General features: G+C 36.9%; 18 protein-coding genes. 10 read left to right on the top strand and 8 right to left on the bottom strand.

Annotation, left to right across the window (positions count from 1 at the left end; all coding sequences use genetic code 11):
• Window positions 1-9: 9 nt before the first annotated feature.
• Window positions 10-594, bottom strand: a complete 585-nt coding sequence (gene mobA / locus SB028_RS18105) for a molybdenum cofactor guanylyltransferase MobA (protein ID WP_069369593.1) — start codon at window positions 592-594, stop codon at window positions 10-12.
• Window positions 595-814: 220 nt separating this feature from the next.
• Here mobA and SB028_RS18100 point away from each other — a divergent pair, with 220 nt between their 5' ends.
• The 4 genes from SB028_RS18100 (at window position 815) to polA (ending at window position 6164) form a co-directional block, all read left to right on the top strand.
• Complete coding sequence (locus SB028_RS18100; protein WP_023583277.1) at window positions 815-1084, top strand: YihD family protein; 270 nt, start codon at window positions 815-817, stop codon at window positions 1082-1084.
• A gap of 14 nt (window positions 1085-1098) precedes the next feature.
• The gene (locus SB028_RS18095) at window positions 1099-2094 is read left to right on the top strand and encodes a serine/threonine protein kinase (protein ID WP_069369594.1); all 996 of its coding nucleotides are present in this window, start codon (window positions 1099-1101) and stop codon (window positions 2092-2094) included.
• A 20-nt stretch (window positions 2095-2114) separates the two neighbouring features.
• Entirely contained in the window at window positions 2115-2738 is a 624-nt protein-coding gene (dsbA, locus tag SB028_RS18090) for a thiol:disulfide interchange protein DsbA (protein WP_069369595.1), read from the top strand.
• Between the two features lie 627 nt (window positions 2739-3365).
• Window positions 3366-6164, top strand: coding sequence for a DNA polymerase I (polA, locus tag SB028_RS18085; RefSeq protein ID WP_069369626.1), 2799 nt, complete (start codon window positions 3366-3368; stop codon window positions 6162-6164).
• 54 nt (window positions 6165-6218) lie between these two features.
• On the opposite strand, the gene SB028_RS18080 is transcribed toward polA, so the two are convergent.
• The 3 genes from SB028_RS18080 to yihA all read right to left on the bottom strand — a co-directional run bounded on the left by SB028_RS18080 (window position 6219) and on the right by yihA (window position 8487).
• Window positions 6219-6677, bottom strand: coding sequence for a hypothetical protein (locus SB028_RS18080; RefSeq protein WP_069369596.1), 459 nt, complete (start codon window positions 6675-6677; stop codon window positions 6219-6221).
• A 173-nt stretch (window positions 6678-6850) separates the two neighbouring features.
• Entirely contained in the window at window positions 6851-7369 is a 519-nt protein-coding gene (gene def / locus SB028_RS18075; RefSeq protein ID WP_069369597.1) for a peptide deformylase, read from the bottom strand.
• Window positions 7370-7854: 485 nt separating this feature from the next.
• Window positions 7855-8487 (bottom strand): ribosome biogenesis GTP-binding protein YihA/YsxC, encoded by a 633-nt coding sequence (yihA, locus tag SB028_RS18070; protein WP_069369598.1) that lies wholly within the window; start codon window positions 8485-8487, stop codon window positions 7855-7857.
• A 269-nt stretch (window positions 8488-8756) separates the two neighbouring features.
• Between yihA and ppiA the strand changes: the two genes are divergently transcribed.
• The 3 genes from ppiA (at window position 8757) to argD (ending at window position 11606) form a co-directional block, all read left to right on the top strand.
• Window positions 8757-9326, top strand: a complete 570-nt coding sequence (gene ppiA, locus SB028_RS18065; RefSeq protein ID WP_069369599.1) for a peptidylprolyl isomerase A — start codon at window positions 8757-8759, stop codon at window positions 9324-9326.
• Between the two features lie 372 nt (window positions 9327-9698).
• Window positions 9699-10274 (top strand): aminodeoxychorismate synthase component II, encoded by a 576-nt coding sequence (locus SB028_RS18060; RefSeq protein WP_069369600.1) that lies wholly within the window; start codon window positions 9699-9701, stop codon window positions 10272-10274.
• A 117-nt stretch (window positions 10275-10391) separates the two neighbouring features.
• Window positions 10392-11606 (top strand): bifunctional acetylornithine/succinyldiaminopimelate transaminase, encoded by a 1215-nt coding sequence (gene argD / locus SB028_RS18055; RefSeq protein ID WP_069369601.1) that lies wholly within the window; start codon window positions 10392-10394, stop codon window positions 11604-11606.
• A gap of 93 nt (window positions 11607-11699) precedes the next feature.
• On the opposite strand, the gene crp is transcribed toward argD, so the two are convergent.
• Window positions 11700-12332, bottom strand: a complete 633-nt coding sequence (crp, locus tag SB028_RS18050) for a cAMP-activated global transcriptional regulator CRP (RefSeq protein ID WP_004246872.1) — start codon at window positions 12330-12332, stop codon at window positions 11700-11702.
• 313 nt (window positions 12333-12645) lie between these two features.
• On the opposite strand from crp, the gene SB028_RS18045 reads away from it, so the two are divergent.
• Window positions 12646-13053: an OsmC family protein gene (locus tag SB028_RS18045; protein WP_069369602.1), complete on the top strand. Its 408-nt coding sequence runs from the start codon at window positions 12646-12648 to the stop codon at window positions 13051-13053.
• Between the two features lie 89 nt (window positions 13054-13142).
• Here SB028_RS18045 and SB028_RS18040 read toward each other — a convergent pair whose 3' ends face one another.
• From SB028_RS18040 to SB028_RS18030, 3 genes are all read right to left on the bottom strand, one after another.
• On the bottom strand, window positions 13143-14012 hold the full coding sequence (locus tag SB028_RS18040; RefSeq protein WP_069369603.1) for a phosphoribulokinase: 870 nt from the start codon (window positions 14010-14012) through the stop codon (window positions 13143-13145).
• Window positions 14013-14077: 65 nt separating this feature from the next.
• On the bottom strand, window positions 14078-14299 hold the full coding sequence (locus SB028_RS18035; RefSeq protein WP_023583288.1) for a YheU family protein: 222 nt from the start codon (window positions 14297-14299) through the stop codon (window positions 14078-14080).
• Entirely contained in the window at window positions 14296-15276 is a 981-nt protein-coding gene (locus SB028_RS18030; protein WP_069369604.1) for a hydrolase, read from the bottom strand. The genes SB028_RS18035 and SB028_RS18030 overlap by 4 nt, the downstream gene beginning before the upstream one ends.
• A gap of 99 nt (window positions 15277-15375) precedes the next feature.
• Here SB028_RS18030 and SB028_RS18025 point away from each other — a divergent pair, with 99 nt between their 5' ends.
• Both SB028_RS18025 and SB028_RS18020 read left to right on the top strand, forming a co-directional pair.
• Window positions 15376-15981 carry a LysE family translocator gene (locus tag SB028_RS18025; RefSeq protein ID WP_069369605.1) on the top strand — a complete coding sequence of 202 codons (606 nt, stop codon included), beginning with the start codon at window positions 15376-15378 and terminating at the stop codon, window positions 15979-15981.
• 710 nt (window positions 15982-16691) lie between these two features.
• On the top strand, window positions 16692-17552 hold the full coding sequence (locus tag SB028_RS18020; protein ID WP_069369606.1) for an SIS domain-containing protein: 861 nt from the start codon (window positions 16692-16694) through the stop codon (window positions 17550-17552).
• Window positions 17553-17662 lie beyond the last annotated feature (110 nt).

The following is a 17662-nucleotide window of genomic DNA, read 5'->3' as shown; positions in this document are numbered from 1 at the left end:
TTTTTATTCCTATTTTTTTAATTTGTTGGCTTTTTCAATGTCGTCAGGCGTATTCAAATTAATAAAAGCACTCGCTTGATCGGCGAATAAAACAGGGTGCGCATTTATCTGTTTCATAAACAGCATTAATTTTCGATCACCTTGCGCTAAATATGCTTCTAGCATAGGAATAATACGACGATTTAGCAGTGCTAAGGTAGGATGTTCTCTTTCACCATCATCAACATAAACGGCTAACGCTTCACCTTTTTGCTCATAGAGTTTTTCAACTAAATTAAGAGGAAAATAGGGAACATCGCAAGGTACAAAAACAACCCAAGGTGTTGAGGCTTGCTTTAATAACGTGAGCATGCCAGCTAAAGGCCCAGAAAATCCTTCTATTTCATCTGTAATAACCGGATATTGGCTTTGGCGATATTGTTCTAAATTTCGGTTAGCACTAATCAGTATACTATCAACTTGAGGTGCTAATTTTTGGGCAATATGGCGGTATAAAGGCTGTCCATGTAAAATTTGAAGCCCTTTATCTGCCCCTCCCATTCGTGTCGCTTGGCCACCTGCAAGTATACCACCTGTAATATTCTTCATTTTCATATTCAATATTTGTGAATAAATTGGCTAAAATTTCCGAACGATTTTTATCAAGGAAAGACGATATACTAATAAAAAATATCGACTTAATGAGATTTCATGTAAAGCAACAGCAATTTTTATCAAAAAAGCGTAATCTTTACGCATATTGACAGAGGTTTCCTTTTTCTATCGGATAATAATTGGTACTTTGTTGTTGTCATTAATAATAAGGATTTTTTGTATGAAATGTCACCGTCTTAATGAAGTTATGGAATTATTGCACCCAGTTTGGGAAGAAAATTCTGATTTAAACTTAATTCAATTATTGCAGAAACTGGCTGATGAAGCGGGTTTTAAAGGTCAATTATCTGATCTGACTGATGATATTTTGATTTACCATCTAAAAATGCGCGGCTCAGCGCCGACAGATGTGATACCAGGACTGAAAAAAGATTACGAAGAAGATTTTAAAACCGCTATTTTACGTGCTCGTGGTGTAATTAAAGATTAAATTCAGGATAGAAAATGGAAATGTCTGCCTCATTTAATTTTCAGGGACTTTCACCTGATAACATTTGGGACGCGTTAGTTAAAATCGGTTTTTATCCTGAGTCAGGGTTAATAGAGCTAAACAGCTATGAAAATCGTGTTTTTCAATTTGTAGATGAACATCGACAACGTTATGTGGTGAAATTTTATCGTCCTCAACGCTGGTCGTATGAACAAATAAAAGAAGAACATGAATTTGTTTTAGCATTAAAGGAAGCCGAGGTATCCGTTGCGGCTCCTTTAATGATTAATAGTGAGACAGTCCACTTTTCTGATGATGGGTTTTATTTTGCAATATTTCCCAGCATAGGGGGAAGAGCATATGAAACGGATAATTTATTTCATCTAGAAGAAGTTGGACGCACATTAGGGCGCATTCATCAAATAGGTAGAAAGAAGAGTTATGAGTATCGTCCAACCCTTTCTATTGCAGAATATCTGAGAGCGCCAAAATTAGCATTTGAAAGTAGTGCATTAATTCCTAATAACCTCAAACCTCAGTTTATAGAGGTTATAGATAAACTTATTCATGATGTGCGTCCTAGAATAGAGGACTCTGCATGGCAAATGTTACGGCTACATGGTGATTGCCATCCTGGTAATATATTGTGGCGTGATGACGTGGTGATGGTTGATTTTGATGATTCCCGAATGGGACCTGCGGTACAAGACTTTTGGATGTTATTAAACGGCTCGCGGCAAGAGCAAGTTATACAAATGGATACAATCCTTGAGTCTTATAATGAATATCAAGATTTTGATTTACGTGAGTTGTCATTAATTGAGCCACTAAGAGCAATGAGAATGGTGCATTATCTCGCGTGGGTATTAAAACGCTGGAATGATCCTGCTTTTCCTCGTGCCTTTATTTGGTTTCAAGATCAAGATTTTTGGTTTAAACAATTAGCCTTATTCAAGGGGCAAGTGGAGCAATTAAATGAGCCTCCTTCACAACTTAGCCCAATGTATTAATTCTTAGGAGACGATGAGAAATGAAAAAAATTTGGCTGGCGTTAGCAAGTATGGTGTTAGCATTCAGTGTTTCTGCTGCTGATATTTCTGAAGGAAAACAGTACACGAATCTTTCCAAACCTATTACAGCATCGCCTGATGTTGTTGAGTTTTTCTCTTTTTATTGCCCACATTGTTATCAATTTTCTGAAGTATATAAAGTCAATAGCACTGTTGAAAAGAATGCGCCAGAAAACACCAATGTTGTCCGTTATCACGTTGATTTCTTAGGACCTTTAGGTAAAGATCTGACACGTTCTTGGGCTGTGGCTATGGCTTTAGGCGTTGAAGATCAAGTTGCTCCCGTTTTATTTAAAGGTATTCAAGAAACTCAATCTATTCGTTCTGTTGACGATATTCGTAATGCTTTTATTAACGCAGGCGTTAAAGGCGAAGATTATGATGCAGCAATGAATAGCTTTGTCGTGAATTCTTTAGTTAGCCAACAACAGAATGCTGTCGTTGATTTCCAAATCAATGGTGTTCCAGCCATGATAGTTGGTGGCAAATATAAAATGAAAAATGATGGTATCAGTGCAAAATCACCAGAGGAATATGCAAAAACATATTCGGATATTGTGAATCAATTATTGCTGAAAAAATAAGAGAGACTTAAACTTTTCCTATATAGACTAAGTAAAAGTATATAGATTCTTATATGAAAAATAGCACTCAAGAAATAAGAGTGCTATTTTTTTACTCTCTTATTTTGTCATAATATAACTATCCACATTAATAAAAAATACGACAATTAATTGATAATATCTTGATGAATACGCTAAGTGATTGATTTTTTAATTATGTTAATAAATTGAAAAGAAAGCTAACTTATTAATATAGAGAGGTTTACAAAACTACTCACAGAGTTATCCACAGGTTGTTTTGATATTGACTAAAAAATAAATCTTTAATGAAAAAGATGACACTAACATTAATATTAATGATGAGAGAATGGCTTTATCTTAAATACTTTCTAAATTACACAGTACGTTTACGCTTTACTCTTTTTATAATTGAAATCAGATTAATGGATATGGCTTTTGATAAAAAATCACTTTAATTAATATTAAATTATCATCCATACTTATTCTTTCTGTTAAGTTCGATCAATAATAAATAATTGGGCACTTAAGCCGAATTTCTGCATTTAAGAACAGGTAATATTCGTCTATTGGGCTGTGATGTGGCATTCTAGTGATATCAACGAACCTCAGAACAATGATGAACAGATTATGGTCCAGATAGCAGAAAACCCCTTTATCCTTGTAGATGGCTCTTCATATCTTTATCGCGCCTATCATGCATTTCCACCGCTAACCAATAGCCAAGGTGAGCCAACGGGTGCGATGTACGGCGTGTTGAACATGCTACGTAGCCTAATAATACAGTATAAACCAAGCCATGTTGCGGTTGTGTTTGACGCTAAAGGTAAAACATTCCGTGATGAGTTGTATGAGGAATATAAATCTAATCGTCCTCCAATGCCGGATGATTTACGTGAACAAATAGCACCCTTGCATGAGATGGTGCAAGCAATGGGTTTACCATTGTTATCTATTTCAGGTGTAGAAGCAGATGACGTTATTGGAACATTGGCACTAAAAGCAGCGGCTGATGGGCATGATGTTTTAATCAGTACTGGCGATAAAGATATGGCGCAATTAGTGACGCCAAAGATTACGCTGATTAACACCATGACCAACGTTATTTTAGGTCCTGATGAAGTTAAAGAAAAATATGGTGTTCCTCCTGAACTGATTATTGATTTCCTCGCATTAATGGGCGATTCTTCTGATAACATTCCTGGTGTTCCCGGTGTCGGTGAGAAAACGGCATTAGGCCTTTTACAAGGACTTGGTAGTTTAGATGATATCTATCAACAGCTTGATAATATCGCCACATTGAGTTTCCGTGGTGCTAAAACACTGGGCGCCAAAATGGCAGAACATGAGAAAGTGGCAAAACTTTCTTATAAGCTGGCAACGATTAAAACAGATGTTGAACTCGATAAAACGTTTGATGATTTAGTGGTTAATGAGCCAAATCTAGATCAATTACTAGCGATGTTTACGCGTTATGAGTTTAAACGTTGGATCAGTGATCTTCAAAATGGTGGATGGTTAGCTCAACGGAGTACACACAAAGTTGCTGTACCTTACTCCTCTGAAGCCATTACTCCCAAAGAAGTACCTGCATCAGCTAATTTTCCTGTTATTACACAAGAGAATTATGAAGCTGTCTTAACGCATGAAAGCTTAACGCGATGGGTTGAACTTCTTAAGAAAGCGCCTGCATTTGCATTTGATACAGAAACTGACAGTTTAAATAATATTGATGCTCGTTTAGTGGGGCTGTCATTTGCTATTGAACCGGGTAAGGCGGCTTATATTCCATTGCGTCATGAGTATTTAGATGCGCCAGAGCAACTTCCTGTTAATGAAGTGCTAGCGGCATTAAAACCTATTTTAGAAGATAAAAACATTCTAAAAATTGGGCAAAACTTGAAGTTTGATCGTGGCATTATGGAAAATGAAGGTATCGAATTAAACGGTATTTATTTTGATACTATGCTGGAGTCTTATGTCTTAAATAGTGTGAGTAGCCGCCATGATATGGATACCTTAGCGGAAAAACATTTAAATCATAAAACCACAACATTTGAAGAGATTGCTGGTAAAGGTAAAGGTCAGCTGACCTTTAACCAAATTGAGGTTGAGCAAGCGACGTTATATGCTGCTGAAGATGCTGATATCACTTTATTACTCCATCAAGCGCTATATCCTCAAATAGAAGCCATTGAGCCTCTTAACCATGTTTACCGCGATATTGAAATGCCATTAGTTCCTGTGTTGTCGAGAATGGAACGCAAAGGTGTATTAATTGATGCTCAAGTGTTAGCTGTTCAATCTCAAGAGATTACACAACGTTTAGCAGAAATTGAAAAAGAGACGTTTGCGTTAGCAGGACAAGAATTTAACCTCTCTTCACCTAAACAGTTACAAGAAATCTTATTTGATAAATTGCAATTGCCCGTTATCAAGAAAACCCCGAAAGGGGCGCCCTCAACGAATGAAGAAGTATTGGAAGAATTAGCGCATAGCCATGAATTACCTCGTTTAATTTTAGAGCATCGTGGTCTTGCGAAATTAAAATCGACCTATACGGATAAATTGCCATTGATGGTGAATAGTAAAACGAAGCGTGTACATACTTCATATCATCAAGCAGTGACGGCAACGGGGCGTTTATCTTCTCGCGATCCGAATCTTCAAAATATCCCAGTAAGAAATGAAGAAGGACGTCGAATTCGCCAAGCATTTATTGCCCGTGAAGGCTTTAAAATTGTTGCAGCCGACTATTCACAAATTGAATTGCGGATCATGGCACATTTATCACAAGATAAAGGTTTGTTAGATGCCTTTGCTCAAGGTAAAGATATTCACCGAGCTACTGCATCTGAAGTGTTTGGTATACCTTTAGACGAAGTTACCTCTGAACAACGTCGTAGTGCGAAAGCGATCAACTTTGGTCTTATTTATGGTATGAGCGCATTTGGTTTATCACAGCAGATTGGTGTGGAGAGAAGAGAAGCTCAGCGTTATATGGATCTCTATTTTGAACGCTACCCAGGTGTATTGGACTATATGGAGCGCACTCGTAAACAAGCTTCTGAACAAGGCTATGTTGAAACGTTAGAAGGGCGTCGCCTCTATTTACCAGAAATTAATTCAAAGAATGCAATTCGTCGTAAAGCTTCAGAGCGTGAGGCGATTAATGCTCCAATGCAAGGTACAGCGGCAGATATCATCAAAAAAGCAATGATTGCTGTGGATAATTGGATTTGCAATGAATGTCCAGCAGATGTGCATATGATTATGCAAGTACACGATGAATTAGTATTTGAAGTGCGAGAGTCTTATTTAGAGAATGCAAATATCATGATCCACAAATTGATGGAAAGCAGTATGAAATTAGCGATCCCGTTGAAAGTGGAAGTCGGAGTGGGTAATAACTGGGATGAAGCCCATTAAATATTAAATCTCAGCTATCAAATAAAGGGCGCAATCAGTTGTGCCCTTTATTGTTTATGCTTTTGTGTTGGGAACAAGCTCTGACTCATCAAACTCAAGAAAGTCTTCATGCAATCCTTGGATTAATCTATCTGTTGTTTCACCTTGTTCATTTAATTCCATTAAAGACCAACCTACTTTAGCGTTAACATCATAAAGATAGCCTTGATCAAGCATATCAATCACCTTGCCAATAACGGATTTCCCATAGAAATGCAGTAGTCTCTTAAGTTCTTGATTATCAAATTGGGAAGCAAGCTTTTGATATACGTCAGTTACCTCATCAGAGTAAATATCCATTTCACCGATATTTTCGTCAACATCATGATAGATATCGGTAAGTCCTTTTAACACGAGGAATCGAGCGACTTGCGGAATATTTTCCTGTAACTCACTCTTTACCCATGATTTGGGGTCTGTTGCACCGGCTGCTTTGAGTTGTTCACATAAATCCTTAAATCGACTATTTTCCATTTTTGCCTCAATGAATGTGCTGTTGATATTTTAAATCTATTGTATAGGGGATGGAGAGAAAAACCGTGAAAATTTATTTTTATTAGGGCAAGAAAAAGAAAAGCTCGGTTAATAACCGAGCTTTTTTATGTCAAAATTCATCAACAAAATATGAAAAAGAGATAAGTGAATAATTAAGCAACTTGTGAGTTTATCAATTTGCTCAATTTCTTTTGTTTTTTCTCAATACGTTGACGTTTTAACGGAGATAAATGGTCAATAAAGAGTTTGCCATTAAGATGGTCCAACTCATGCTGAATGCAGCCTGCGAATAAATCCGAGGCTTCAAGTTCAATTTCATCCCCATTTCTATCTAATGCCTTAACCTTTAAAAAACGGTAACGCTCTGTTGGAGCAAAAGAATCGGGAATAGATAGACACCCATCCATCATATCCATCATTTCATCTTCAGTGCTGATAATTTCAGGATTGATAAGTGCAATCGGTTGATCTCGGTTTTCAGAAACATCAATTACAATAATGCGTTTAGATACATTAACCTGAGGGGCTGCTAAGCCAATACCTCGTTCTGCATACATGGTTTCAATCATGTCATCGATTAATGTGCGTATTTCGTCATCTACTTTTTCCACTGGTACTGCGACTCTGCGCAGACGCTCATCAGGAAAACGCAAGAGCGTTAATACAGCCATGGATACCTCATTTTATCGCTAATTACATATTTACTACGGTCTCGCAATAAGCGTATCACAAAATCATTAATGATAAACCGCACCTTTTGTGTGATCTGTTCTATTTTTAATCACATTCATGTAGGTGATTAAAGTCTCATAATTATGTAATTAAACTACACTTATTTATGCTTTGAATACATAATCACATAGCTGAATCGTGTCTGCATGTGAAAAAAAATTACAAAAGGGCTTTTATTAGCCAATAAAATAGGGTACATTATCTCTCGTAGGGTACAGAGGTAAGATGTTCTATCTTTCAGACCTTTTACTTCACGTAATCGGATTTAGCTGAATATTAGCTGCTCCAGTCGACTTTATTTCGACTGGAGCATTTTTTTACCTAAAATTCATTGAAGTGGTTTATGTGAGAAGTGAAAGGGAAAAGTGACTTTCCCTTTGTCAATAGAAGATCAAAACATTATCTTTGAGAGAAAAGAAGATAATTAAGCGTTATCATCATTTGTAGGCTGCTCTTCTGAACCTGAAAACCATTCATTAAGTGTATTACGTAGTTTATCAATGCCAATTTTTTTCAATGATGAAAAATATTCTACGCGAATATCACCTACTTTATTTGCTAGCGCTTCACGTACGCTAATTAACTGCTTTTTACGCGCACCTGATGCTAATTTATCTGCTTTAGTCAGTAAAACGAGCGTAGGAAGCTCTGAGTCTACGGCCCAATCAATCATTTGCATATCGAGATCTTTTAATGGATGGCGAATATCCATTAAAATAACCACGCCTTTTAAGCATTCTCTTTTTTGTAGGTATTCACCTAAAGAGCGTTGCCATTTACGCTTCATTTCTTCAGGAACTTGAGCATAGCCGTAACCTGGTAGATCGACTAAGCGTAAGCCCTCTTCAATTTGAAAAAGGTTGATTAATTGTGTGCGACCTGGGGTTTTACTGGTTCTGGCTAGTCCATTTTGTTGGGTTAACGCATTTAAAGCACTGGATTTACCGGCATTAGAGCGACCCGCAAAGGCAATTTCAATTCCTGTATCTGGTGGTAAATGACGGATATCAGGCGCACTGATGATGAAATGTGCTTTTTGGTAATTAAATTGGGTCATTATGGTATAAACCTCTCTGAAATAATGCGGCTTTTCATGCATACTCATTTCAATTTTGCATGAAAATGAATATCTAAAATACTATTTGCTCTATTTTGGCGCAATTTAATGACTTATAACAGTGCTTAAAAATTAAAATTTACCCTGTTATAACGTAATTAGACTTATTGAGCGTAAATAAAGGTAAATGATTGGCACTATTTACCTCAGCGAATTAGAATCGCTGCATATTAAGTAAGTTGTAGACTATTAAAGTAAAGGATCCCTGCATGTTAAAACGTTTTCTTGTCACCTTCGTTACCGCTTGCACTTTAACAACAGCGACTTTTGCAATGGCAACGGGAGAAACCTTCGTTAAATTAGTCACCTCTGAAGGCAATATTGAAATCTCACTGGATAATAAAAAAGCACCAATCACAACGAAAAATTTTATTCAGTATGTCGAAGATGGGTACTATAACGGCACCACTTTTCATCGTGTTATTCCCGGTTTTATGGTTCAAGGCGGTGGTTTTACTGCTGATTTACAGCAAAAACAAACCAGAGCGCCAATTAAAAATGAAGCCGACAATGGATTACGTAATGTAAAAGGTTCTATTGCCATGGCGCGTACATCAGATAAAGACAGCGCAACCAGCCAATTCTTTATTAATGTGGCTGACAATGCATTTTTAGATCACGGTCAACGTGATTTTGGCTATGCCGTATTTGGTAAAGTTGTGAAAGGAATGGATGTAGTCGATAAAATTTCACAAGCTCCAACTCGTAATATTGGACCTTACCAAAATGTACCAGTAAAAACGGTCACTATTTTATCTGCGGAAGTCGTAAAACAATAAACGTATTATTAGGATAGGATATTTACTTATTCTAATAAGATAAAATGCATATAAACCGGAATGAATGTTTTCATTCCGGGGTTTTTAGCACGAAAAAATATTTTTTATCCTTCTTTTTTCGTGTGATCCCCTGTAATAAGTATGTACTGCGCTATTAATCACTCTATTCACCATCAATTACCGTCATTTTTGTTATTGCTCAATAAATCAGCAGGCTTTCTTGCTTACTATTCATATTTTACACCTGTGCTATGATAATCGGCTTTGTTGTACCCAAGTCGGTTAAACAACGAGCTATTTTGGCAAATCTACACTCGCTTTAAAATAGTAATAAAATAGATAATGATAAGAAAATCAGTCGGATAGGCTAATATGCTGTTACTTATTGATAATTACGACTCGTTTACCTACAACCTCTATCAGTATTTCTGTGAATTGGGTGCTGAGGTTGTTGTTAAGCGTAATGATGAGATCGGACTTAAAGAGATAGAAAAGATGATGCCAGCACATCTTGTTATCTCGCCAGGACCTTGTACTCCTAATGAAGCAGGGATCTCTCTTGAGGCTATACAGCGGTTTGCTGGTGAAATTCCTATTCTTGGCGTTTGTCTTGGACATCAAGCGATAGGGCAAGCTTTTGGTGCATCGGTTATCAGAGCACGAGAAGTCATGCATGGTAAAAATTCATTAATACATCATAATCAACAAGGTGTTTTTAAGGGACTTAATCGACCCTTAAGTGTGACGCGTTACCACTCCTTAGTGATTGATGCGACAACATTACCAGTCCCTTTTGAAGTGACGGCATGGAGTCAACATGATGGAAATGTTGATGAAATTATGGGAATTCGTCATCGTACATTGCCAATTGAAGGGGTTCAGTTCCATCCAGAAAGTATTTTAAGTGAACAGGGACATGAGCTATTAAATAATTTCCTTAAATATTAAATGGATAGCATTTAAATAGCGAAATAACGCTTTTTTATACAAAACCACATTTGATTTTTTATTCATATTTAGTGATTATATTTTCATATTGAATGTGAATAACGATCAGGTGGGATCATGACAAAGCAAAGCATCAACAGGGCAACTTACGATCAGGTAATGTTGCCAATTTATTCACCCGCAGAATTTATTCCTGTCAAAGGGATGGGGAGCCGTGTTTGGGATCAGCAGGGAAAATCATATATTGATTTTGCTGGTGGTATTGCTGTTTTAGCATTGGGTCATGCTCATCCTGCTCTTAATCAAGCCTTAAAAGAACAAAGTGAACAACTTTGGCATGTTAGTAATATTTTTACTAATGAACCTGCATTACGTTTAGCACAAAAATTAATCGATAATACATTTGCAGAACGTGTCTTTTTTGCCAATTCAGGCGCAGAAGCGAACGAGGCAGCATTTAAATTGGCTCGCCATTATGCCATTACTCGCCATAGTCCTTATAAAACGAAAATTATTGCTTTTCACCATGCATTCCATGGCAGAACGCTGTTTACAGTCTCTGTGGGTGGGCAACCTAAATATGCAGATGGTTTTGGTCCTAAGCCAGCAGATATCGTGCATGTTCCTTTTAATGACTTGGATGCGGTTAAAGCGGTAATAGACGATCACACTTGCGCTGTCATTTTAGAGCCAATTCAAGGTGAGGGGGGGGTAACGGCAGCAACACCTGAGTTTATGGAAGGGCTACGTGAGTTGTGCGATAAGCATCAAGCCCTGCTTGTTCTTGATGAAGTACAAACAGGTATGGGGCGTACAGGCAAGCTTTTCGCCTATATGAACTATGATGTGACACCCGATATTATTACAACTGCAAAAGCGCTAGGAAGTGGTTTTCCACTAAGCGCGATGTTAACGACACATGAGATAGCTTCTGCTATGGGCGTAGGGACTCATGGTACAACTTATGGGGGAAATCCATTAGCTTGTGCTGTGGGCAATGCTGCATTTGATTTGATTAATACACCTGAGGTACTTGCGGGGGTAGAAAAGCGCTATCAATGGATTGTAGATGAACTGATGGACATTAATCAAACGTACAATGTCTTTTCGCAAATCCGTGGGCAAGGTTTATTGATTGGTGCGCAATTGGCACCACAATATAAAGGTAAAGCCAAAGAGTTACTGGCTCTTGCTACCAAACATGGTTTAATGATGTTAAACGCAGGAGCCGATGTGATGCGTTTTACGCCATCGTTAATTATTACCCAAGAAGAGCTACAAGAAGGAATGGTGGCATTAAAAGCGGCTATTGCGGAATTTGTAAGAGGGTAGTATTGACTAAAAACCCCATCAACGAGGATGGGGTTTATACAACAAGTATACCAATAGCACTTTTATGGCTATTATTTATTCGAGTGGGGATACTTAGCGAGTCCCGTAAACGACGATAGTTTTACCGTGTGCGGAGATCAAGTTTTGATCTTCCAACATTTTCAGAATACGGCCTACTGTTTCGCGTGAACAACCAACGATTTGACCAATCTCCTGACGTGTAATTTTAATTTGCATGCCATCAGGATGTGTCATTGCGTCAGGCTGTTTTGCTAAGTTTAATAAAGTTTGTGCAATACGACCTGTTACATCAAGGAAAGCAAGGTTGCCTACTTTTTCTGATGTCGTTTGTAATCTATTCGCCATTTGAGCAGACAGGCGCATCAGAATATCAGGGTTAACCTGAATTAATTGGCGGAATTTTTTATAGGAAATTTCTGCTACTTCACAGGCTGTTTTTGCTCTAACCCATGCACTACGTTCTTGATCTTCTTCAAATAATCCAAGTTCACCGATGAAATCCCCCTGATTTAGGTAGGAGAGGATCATTTCTTTTCCTTCTTCATCTTTAATAAGAACAGCCACGGAACCTTTAACAATATAATAAAGTGTTTCCGCTTTCTCACCTTGGTGGATCAGCGTGCTCTTGGATGGATATTTGTGAATATGGCAGTGTGACAAAAACCATTCAAGAGTCGGGTCTGTTTGCGGCTTGCCGAGAACCATTCGCGTTATCCTCTGTACGTTAAATGCAGCCTTTCAAAACGGATAGGTTCCTTTTTGAGACAGCATGCTTAAAAATCCTAGCTTTACCTATTAACTTCCTGAGAAGACGGTAAGTTAATATGGAGTAGATTATAATAAATGAGAAAATAATGCATTGATCTTAACCACTATCATCAAGCAGATATTGTTTTTAACACAATTAGTGCATTAAGTCTCGTTTTACGCAGTCAGCATAATAAACCTATTTGCTAATTGCTAGTTGAATTATGAGAATGTACTCTTTTAGTCTATGTCATCTTTTAGGGGAAAATAAATGGAAGCACGAGTTAAGTGGGTTGAAGATTTATCTTTTGTCGGCGAATCTTCATCTGGCCATCAAATTATGATGGATGGAAATTCGGGTGATAAAGCTCCAAGTCCAATGGAAATGGTATTAATGGCTGCAGGTGGATGTAGTGCTATTGATGTTGTCAGTATTTTACGTAAGGGTCGTCATCAAGTGACTGATTGTGAAGTAAAATTAACATCAGAGCGACGTGAAGAAGCCCCTCGTTTATTTACTGATATCAATTTGCATTTTATTGTTTCAGGTAAAGAATTAACGGATAAAATTGTAGAACGAGCAGTTCAATTATCCGCAGAAAAATATTGTTCTGTTTCTTTAATGCTAGGAAAAGCAGCTAATATTACACATTCATTTGAAATAAAGAATGCTGACTAATTTTGATATTTTAAAATAAAGTTTAATTTAAAAAATAATATCCCTTAATAAATGGGATATTATTTTTAGAGAGATAAATTCTATTTTGGTTAACTTATCTTTTCACCATTTAATAATTTTTTGACTAATGGTGCCATAATTAATTCCATCGCTAATCCTAATTTCCCGCCCGGTACAACAATAGTGTTTATTGTTGACATAAATGAGCCATGCAACATTGCAAGTAAATAGGGAAAATCTATATCGGTTAAGCCTCGAAAACGAATAACGATAAAGCTTTCATCAAGAGTCGGGATTGCTTTGGCTGAAAAAGGATTTGAAGTGTCGACCGTTGGAACTCGTTGGAAGTTAATGTGTGTGCGTGAGAATTGAGGAATAATGTAACTAATATAATCATCCATTGAGCGTACAACCGAATCTCTTACCGCCTCTTGTGAGTGTCCTCTTTCTGTGGTGTCTCGTATAAGCTTTTGTATCCACTCTAGGTTTACGATAGGAACAACACCGACTAATAGATCAACATGTTGAGCTACATTATGTTCGTTGGTAACAACGCCGCCGTGTAATCCTTCATAAAAAAGAACATCCGTATTATTGGCTAATGGCTCCCAAGGTGTAAATGTTCCTGGTAATTGGTTGTAGGGTGTTGCTTCATCATAAGAGTGTAAATACTTGCGAGATTGACCTTGTCCTGTATCACTATATTGACTTAAGGTCTTACTCAGTAAGTTAAAATCATTTGCTTCAGGGCCAAAATAGCTGATATGTCTACCTTGTTCTCTCGCTTTTCTTATCGCCATATCCATTTCAGGGCGAGTATAGCGATGGAAGCTATCTCCATCAATCAATGCAGCATTTGCATTGAGTTGTTGGAATATTTTACGAAAAGCTTGGCTTGTTGTGGTCGTTCCGGCACCACTTGAGCCCGTTACTGCGATGATCGGATGCTTGATTGACATAGGTTATCCTTTTGCTAAATAAGGTTGGCCCTTATTGATGGCGATACATCGCTGGCTTTGAATAACTAACCAGAGCGAAACTGCGATGCAGGCATAATATTGACGCTCTCATGAAGTTCAGACCAAACTAACACGGCCTCACCAGATTTAAGTTGTTTTTTTACGTCGGCGACTTTTTGTTCAAGCGTTTTCTCTTGGATACCATAATCAGTACCTTCTCGTAAAACGAAACTTTCAATAAGATTGTCTAGTGTTTCTGTTGAAAGCTCGTTCCAAGGTATTATCATTTTGCTTTCTCCAAATAAGTTGCTAACCAATCAGGGATACGACTTTCTAGCCACATCACGGGTTTAGAGAGTTTCCCACCAACAAACCCTACATGGCCGCCAAACTCTGTAAGTTGATATTCAATGTTGTTTGGGAGTGTTTTAACATCAGGAATAACATCCGCAGACATAAATGGATCATCTTTAGCATGAATGATAAGTGTAGTTTTCTTTATTTTATTTAATAAAGGTAATGCACTGCATTGGCGATAATAATCTAACGCATCTTTAAATCCGTGAATTTTAGATGTAATAAGATCGTCAAACTGGCGTAGTTTTTTGATGGATTTTATCGTCAATAAGCTGATAGGTAAGGAATCGGGATAGCGTATAAGTTTTCGTGTTGCGTTATTTTTGAGTTCTTTTAACAGATACCATTGATAAAAACGAGAAAAACCATGTTCAATTTTTGCTGAGCATGGCTCTAGCATTAATGGTGCGGAGACAATAACGGCTGCATCTACAACTGCATTTTCACCACTTTCTGCGAGATAATAGGCAAGCATATTTCCACCAAGCGAATAGCCAACAGCGGCGGTTGGTTGCTCACCAAATTCCTTTTTCAACCAATTTAAGAAGTAGCGAGCATCTCCCGTTTCACCTGAGTGATAAATACGATTTTGTCTATTGGGTTCACCACTACATCCTCTGAAGTGCATCACAACGCTTAGCCAGCCTCTCTCTTTTGCTGCGGCTAACATACCGTGAGCATAAGGGCTACTAAATCCCCCCTCTAAGCCATGAAAGATGACTAAACGGGGTTTATTGAGTGCGGTTGTCGGATCTTCACTCCACGCTAAATCGACAAAATCGTTGTCTGGAAGATTAAGACGTTGCCAATATGGAGTCAGTTGTGGCGTCCTACGTACAATTCTTGGTAAAAGCGTTTGTAAATGTGGATTTTTAGCCCAACGCATTGGATTAAAGTATTGAGACATATTTTCCGTCTATCAAAATGAATTAACACTTGTTTGCTAAATAACATACTGCTATTTTCGGTGAAAATAAAACGTCTGTCACATCTTTGAGCATGTCCCATGACAATTAGCCTTATTTTTTCGTTAACTGTTTTCCTGTTTATTGCCGCAATAACACCAGGGCCAAACAACTTACTGCTTACTTCATCAGGGGCAAATGTAGGCTTTAAAGGCTCGTTAAAGTTAATGGCCGGTATTATGCTAGGCATGCAATGCGTTTTATTGAGCTCTGCATTTGGTGTTGCCGCATTATTGATAATTTATCCTGCACTGCATATCGGATTGAAGATAGTTGGGAGTGCGTATTTGCTTTGGCTTGCTTGGAAAACAGCAACATCATCTTATCAGCGTTTAGATATTCCAGCAAAAACACGCCATGCTGTAAGTGGGGTTCAGGGCGGATTATTGCAATTTCTAAATCCAAAGGCGTGGATGATGGGATTAGGCGCAGTAGGAAGCTTCAGTTTATCAGGTGATGCTTATTATAGCTCTGTGATTGCTATTAGTATTGTCATGGTCATTGTTAATTTCGTTGCTGGTATTGTTTGGATATTAGGTGGGACATTAATTAGCCTATTTTTACAAAACAGACGCTCTTGGTTTATGTTCAATATCGCAATGGGATTATTAACGGCACTCTGTGTCCCTTTGATTTGGATAGAGTAAATTCAGAAAATAGGTATAAATCAAGAGGTAATTAAACTTTTTTGATTTAAATGATGCTTTTTTAAGATTGGTTAAAATGATCTCCCTTGATATGTGTCAAAAAAAGAGTATTTCTCTATAAAAAGAGAGATCTACGATCGCTCACTGGTGCTGCCATTCATGTTAAAATACGCTTTATAAAAATGATGATTAATTTTGAGTCATTATATAGAGAGCCTATTATTTAACTATTTGGTTTTTATTTCTCATTATTTACATCACTAAAATTGAAAAATAACTATTTTATATAGGAATTATTTATTCTTTTTATGGGTTTCTATTAAAGCAAATTTTATTACATTTATGTTTTAACTTGTTGTTAACTTAATGGAAGTATTTGAAAATAAAAAATTATTGAGTGCAAATAGATTAGGTCTATATCACGCTATTGACTTAAAAGAATAAATTATTATTTAAAATAGAGCGGGAAATAAATTAATTATTATAAAAGTAGGAATTGATGAATCTAGGTCTGATTGAAACGATAATTATAAAACTATTATAAAAATAAGCATTCCAATAATAAGGTGATTTTTTCTATACTTTATTATTGTTTATTTTCTATTTTTAATTGATTTTATTCTAAAAAATTAATTACTTGAGATATTAAACGCTGTATCAAGAATTATTCCATATATAACTATATAATACTCGAAGTGGATATTGTCATTATGCCAACATTAACGAAAATTGCCTGGATAAAGCCAGGTATGGCTACAAATCAGCGAAAAATAGCAGACTATATTTTAGATAATCCAGAAAAAACAATCACTTTATCGTCACAGCAACTTGCTGAAATTATGGGTGTGAGTCAATCTGCCATTGTTAAATTTAGTCAAAAAATAGGATTTAAAGGCTTTCCTTCTTTGAAGCTCGCAATTAGTGAAGAGCTTGGGCGAAAGAATGCAAATTCAGGTATAAATCCTAGCATATTACACAATCAAATAGGCTCTGAAGATAGTTTAGTGGTTATCGCGCAAAAACTCGCACAAGAGAAAAATAATTCAATTGTCGATACGACTCGCCAAATTAATTATCTTCATTTTGAAAAAGTGATCCAGCTTATTGATGAAGCTCAGCGAGTTCAGATTATTGGGATTGGGGGTTCAGGATTAGTTGCGAGAGACTTAAGTTATAAATTACAGAAAATAGGGATAACAACGTTGATTGAAACAGATCATCATATACAAATATCTGTTGCTCAAATGTTAAGTCCAAAGGATTTACAGATAGTTATTTCTTATAGTGGCAAAAGAAAAGATATGTTAGTTGCAGCCTCTGTGGCTAAAAAACAGGGAGCAAAAATCATTGCTATTACAGGAGAAAAACACTCTCCATTAGGAAGAATGTCTGATTATATATTAGAAACAATTGCGGATGAGGGGGAGTGGCGAAGTGCTTCAATTTCTTCACGTACAGCACAAAACACGATCACTGACCTTATTTTTATGGCGTTATTACAGAAACGTGATGAGTGTGCGAAGACATTAGTGTTAAGTTCACAGGCATTAATTAATAGCCTGGACAATTAAAAATTTTGAACTGATTCAAAAAACTAATATTTAAAAGTAAGTATTTTCACTTATTATTAAAGTTATTCTCCTAACAGCCGAAACGATAGTTATTTAGGCAGTCTTTTTTT

This window comes from Proteus vulgaris, from assembly GCF_033708015.1.
Taxonomy (GTDB): Bacteria; Pseudomonadota; Gammaproteobacteria; order Enterobacterales; family Enterobacteriaceae; genus Proteus.
This window is presented reverse-complemented; position numbering and strand designations above follow the sequence as displayed.

Coding starts and splice junctions, on each gene's coding strand:
- SB028_RS18100 (WP_023583277.1), top strand. CDS start 815: ATGAAATGTCACCGTCTTAATGAAGTTATGGAATTATTGCACCCAGTT.
- SB028_RS18030 (WP_069369604.1), bottom strand. CDS start 15,276: ATGTCTCAATACTTTAATCCAATGCGTTGGGCTAAAAATCCACATTTA.
- SB028_RS18025 (WP_069369605.1), top strand. CDS start 15,376: ATGACAATTAGCCTTATTTTTTCGTTAACTGTTTTCCTGTTTATTGCC.
- crp (WP_004246872.1), bottom strand. CDS start 12,332: ATGGTTCTCGGCAAGCCGCAAACAGACCCGACTCTTGAATGGTTTTTG.
- SB028_RS18095 (WP_069369594.1), top strand. CDS start 1,099: ATGGAAATGTCTGCCTCATTTAATTTTCAGGGACTTTCACCTGATAAC.
- argD (WP_069369601.1), top strand. CDS start 10,392: ATGACAAAGCAAAGCATCAACAGGGCAACTTACGATCAGGTAATGTTG.
- SB028_RS18040 (WP_069369603.1), bottom strand. CDS start 14,012: ATGTCAATCAAGCATCCGATCATCGCAGTAACGGGCTCAAGTGGTGCC.
- mobA (WP_069369593.1), bottom strand. CDS start 594: ATGAAAATGAAGAATATTACAGGTGGTATACTTGCAGGTGGCCAAGCG.
- def (WP_069369597.1), bottom strand. CDS start 7,369: ATGGCTGTATTAACGCTCTTGCGTTTTCCTGATGAGCGTCTGCGCAGA.
- SB028_RS18020 (WP_069369606.1), top strand. CDS start 16,692: ATGCCAACATTAACGAAAATTGCCTGGATAAAGCCAGGTATGGCTACA.
- SB028_RS18045 (WP_069369602.1), top strand. CDS start 12,646: ATGGAAGCACGAGTTAAGTGGGTTGAAGATTTATCTTTTGTCGGCGAA.
- SB028_RS18080 (WP_069369596.1), bottom strand. CDS start 6,677: ATGGAAAATAGTCGATTTAAGGATTTATGTGAACAACTCAAAGCAGCC.
- dsbA (WP_069369595.1), top strand. CDS start 2,115: ATGAAAAAAATTTGGCTGGCGTTAGCAAGTATGGTGTTAGCATTCAGT.
- ppiA (WP_069369599.1), top strand. CDS start 8,757: ATGTTAAAACGTTTTCTTGTCACCTTCGTTACCGCTTGCACTTTAACA.
- yihA (WP_069369598.1), bottom strand. CDS start 8,487: ATGACCCAATTTAATTACCAAAAAGCACATTTCATCATCAGTGCGCCT.
- SB028_RS18035 (WP_023583288.1), bottom strand. CDS start 14,299: ATGATAATACCTTGGAACGAGCTTTCAACAGAAACACTAGACAATCTT.
- polA (WP_069369626.1), top strand. CDS start 3,366: ATGGTCCAGATAGCAGAAAACCCCTTTATCCTTGTAGATGGCTCTTCA.
- SB028_RS18060 (WP_069369600.1), top strand. CDS start 9,699: ATGCTGTTACTTATTGATAATTACGACTCGTTTACCTACAACCTCTAT.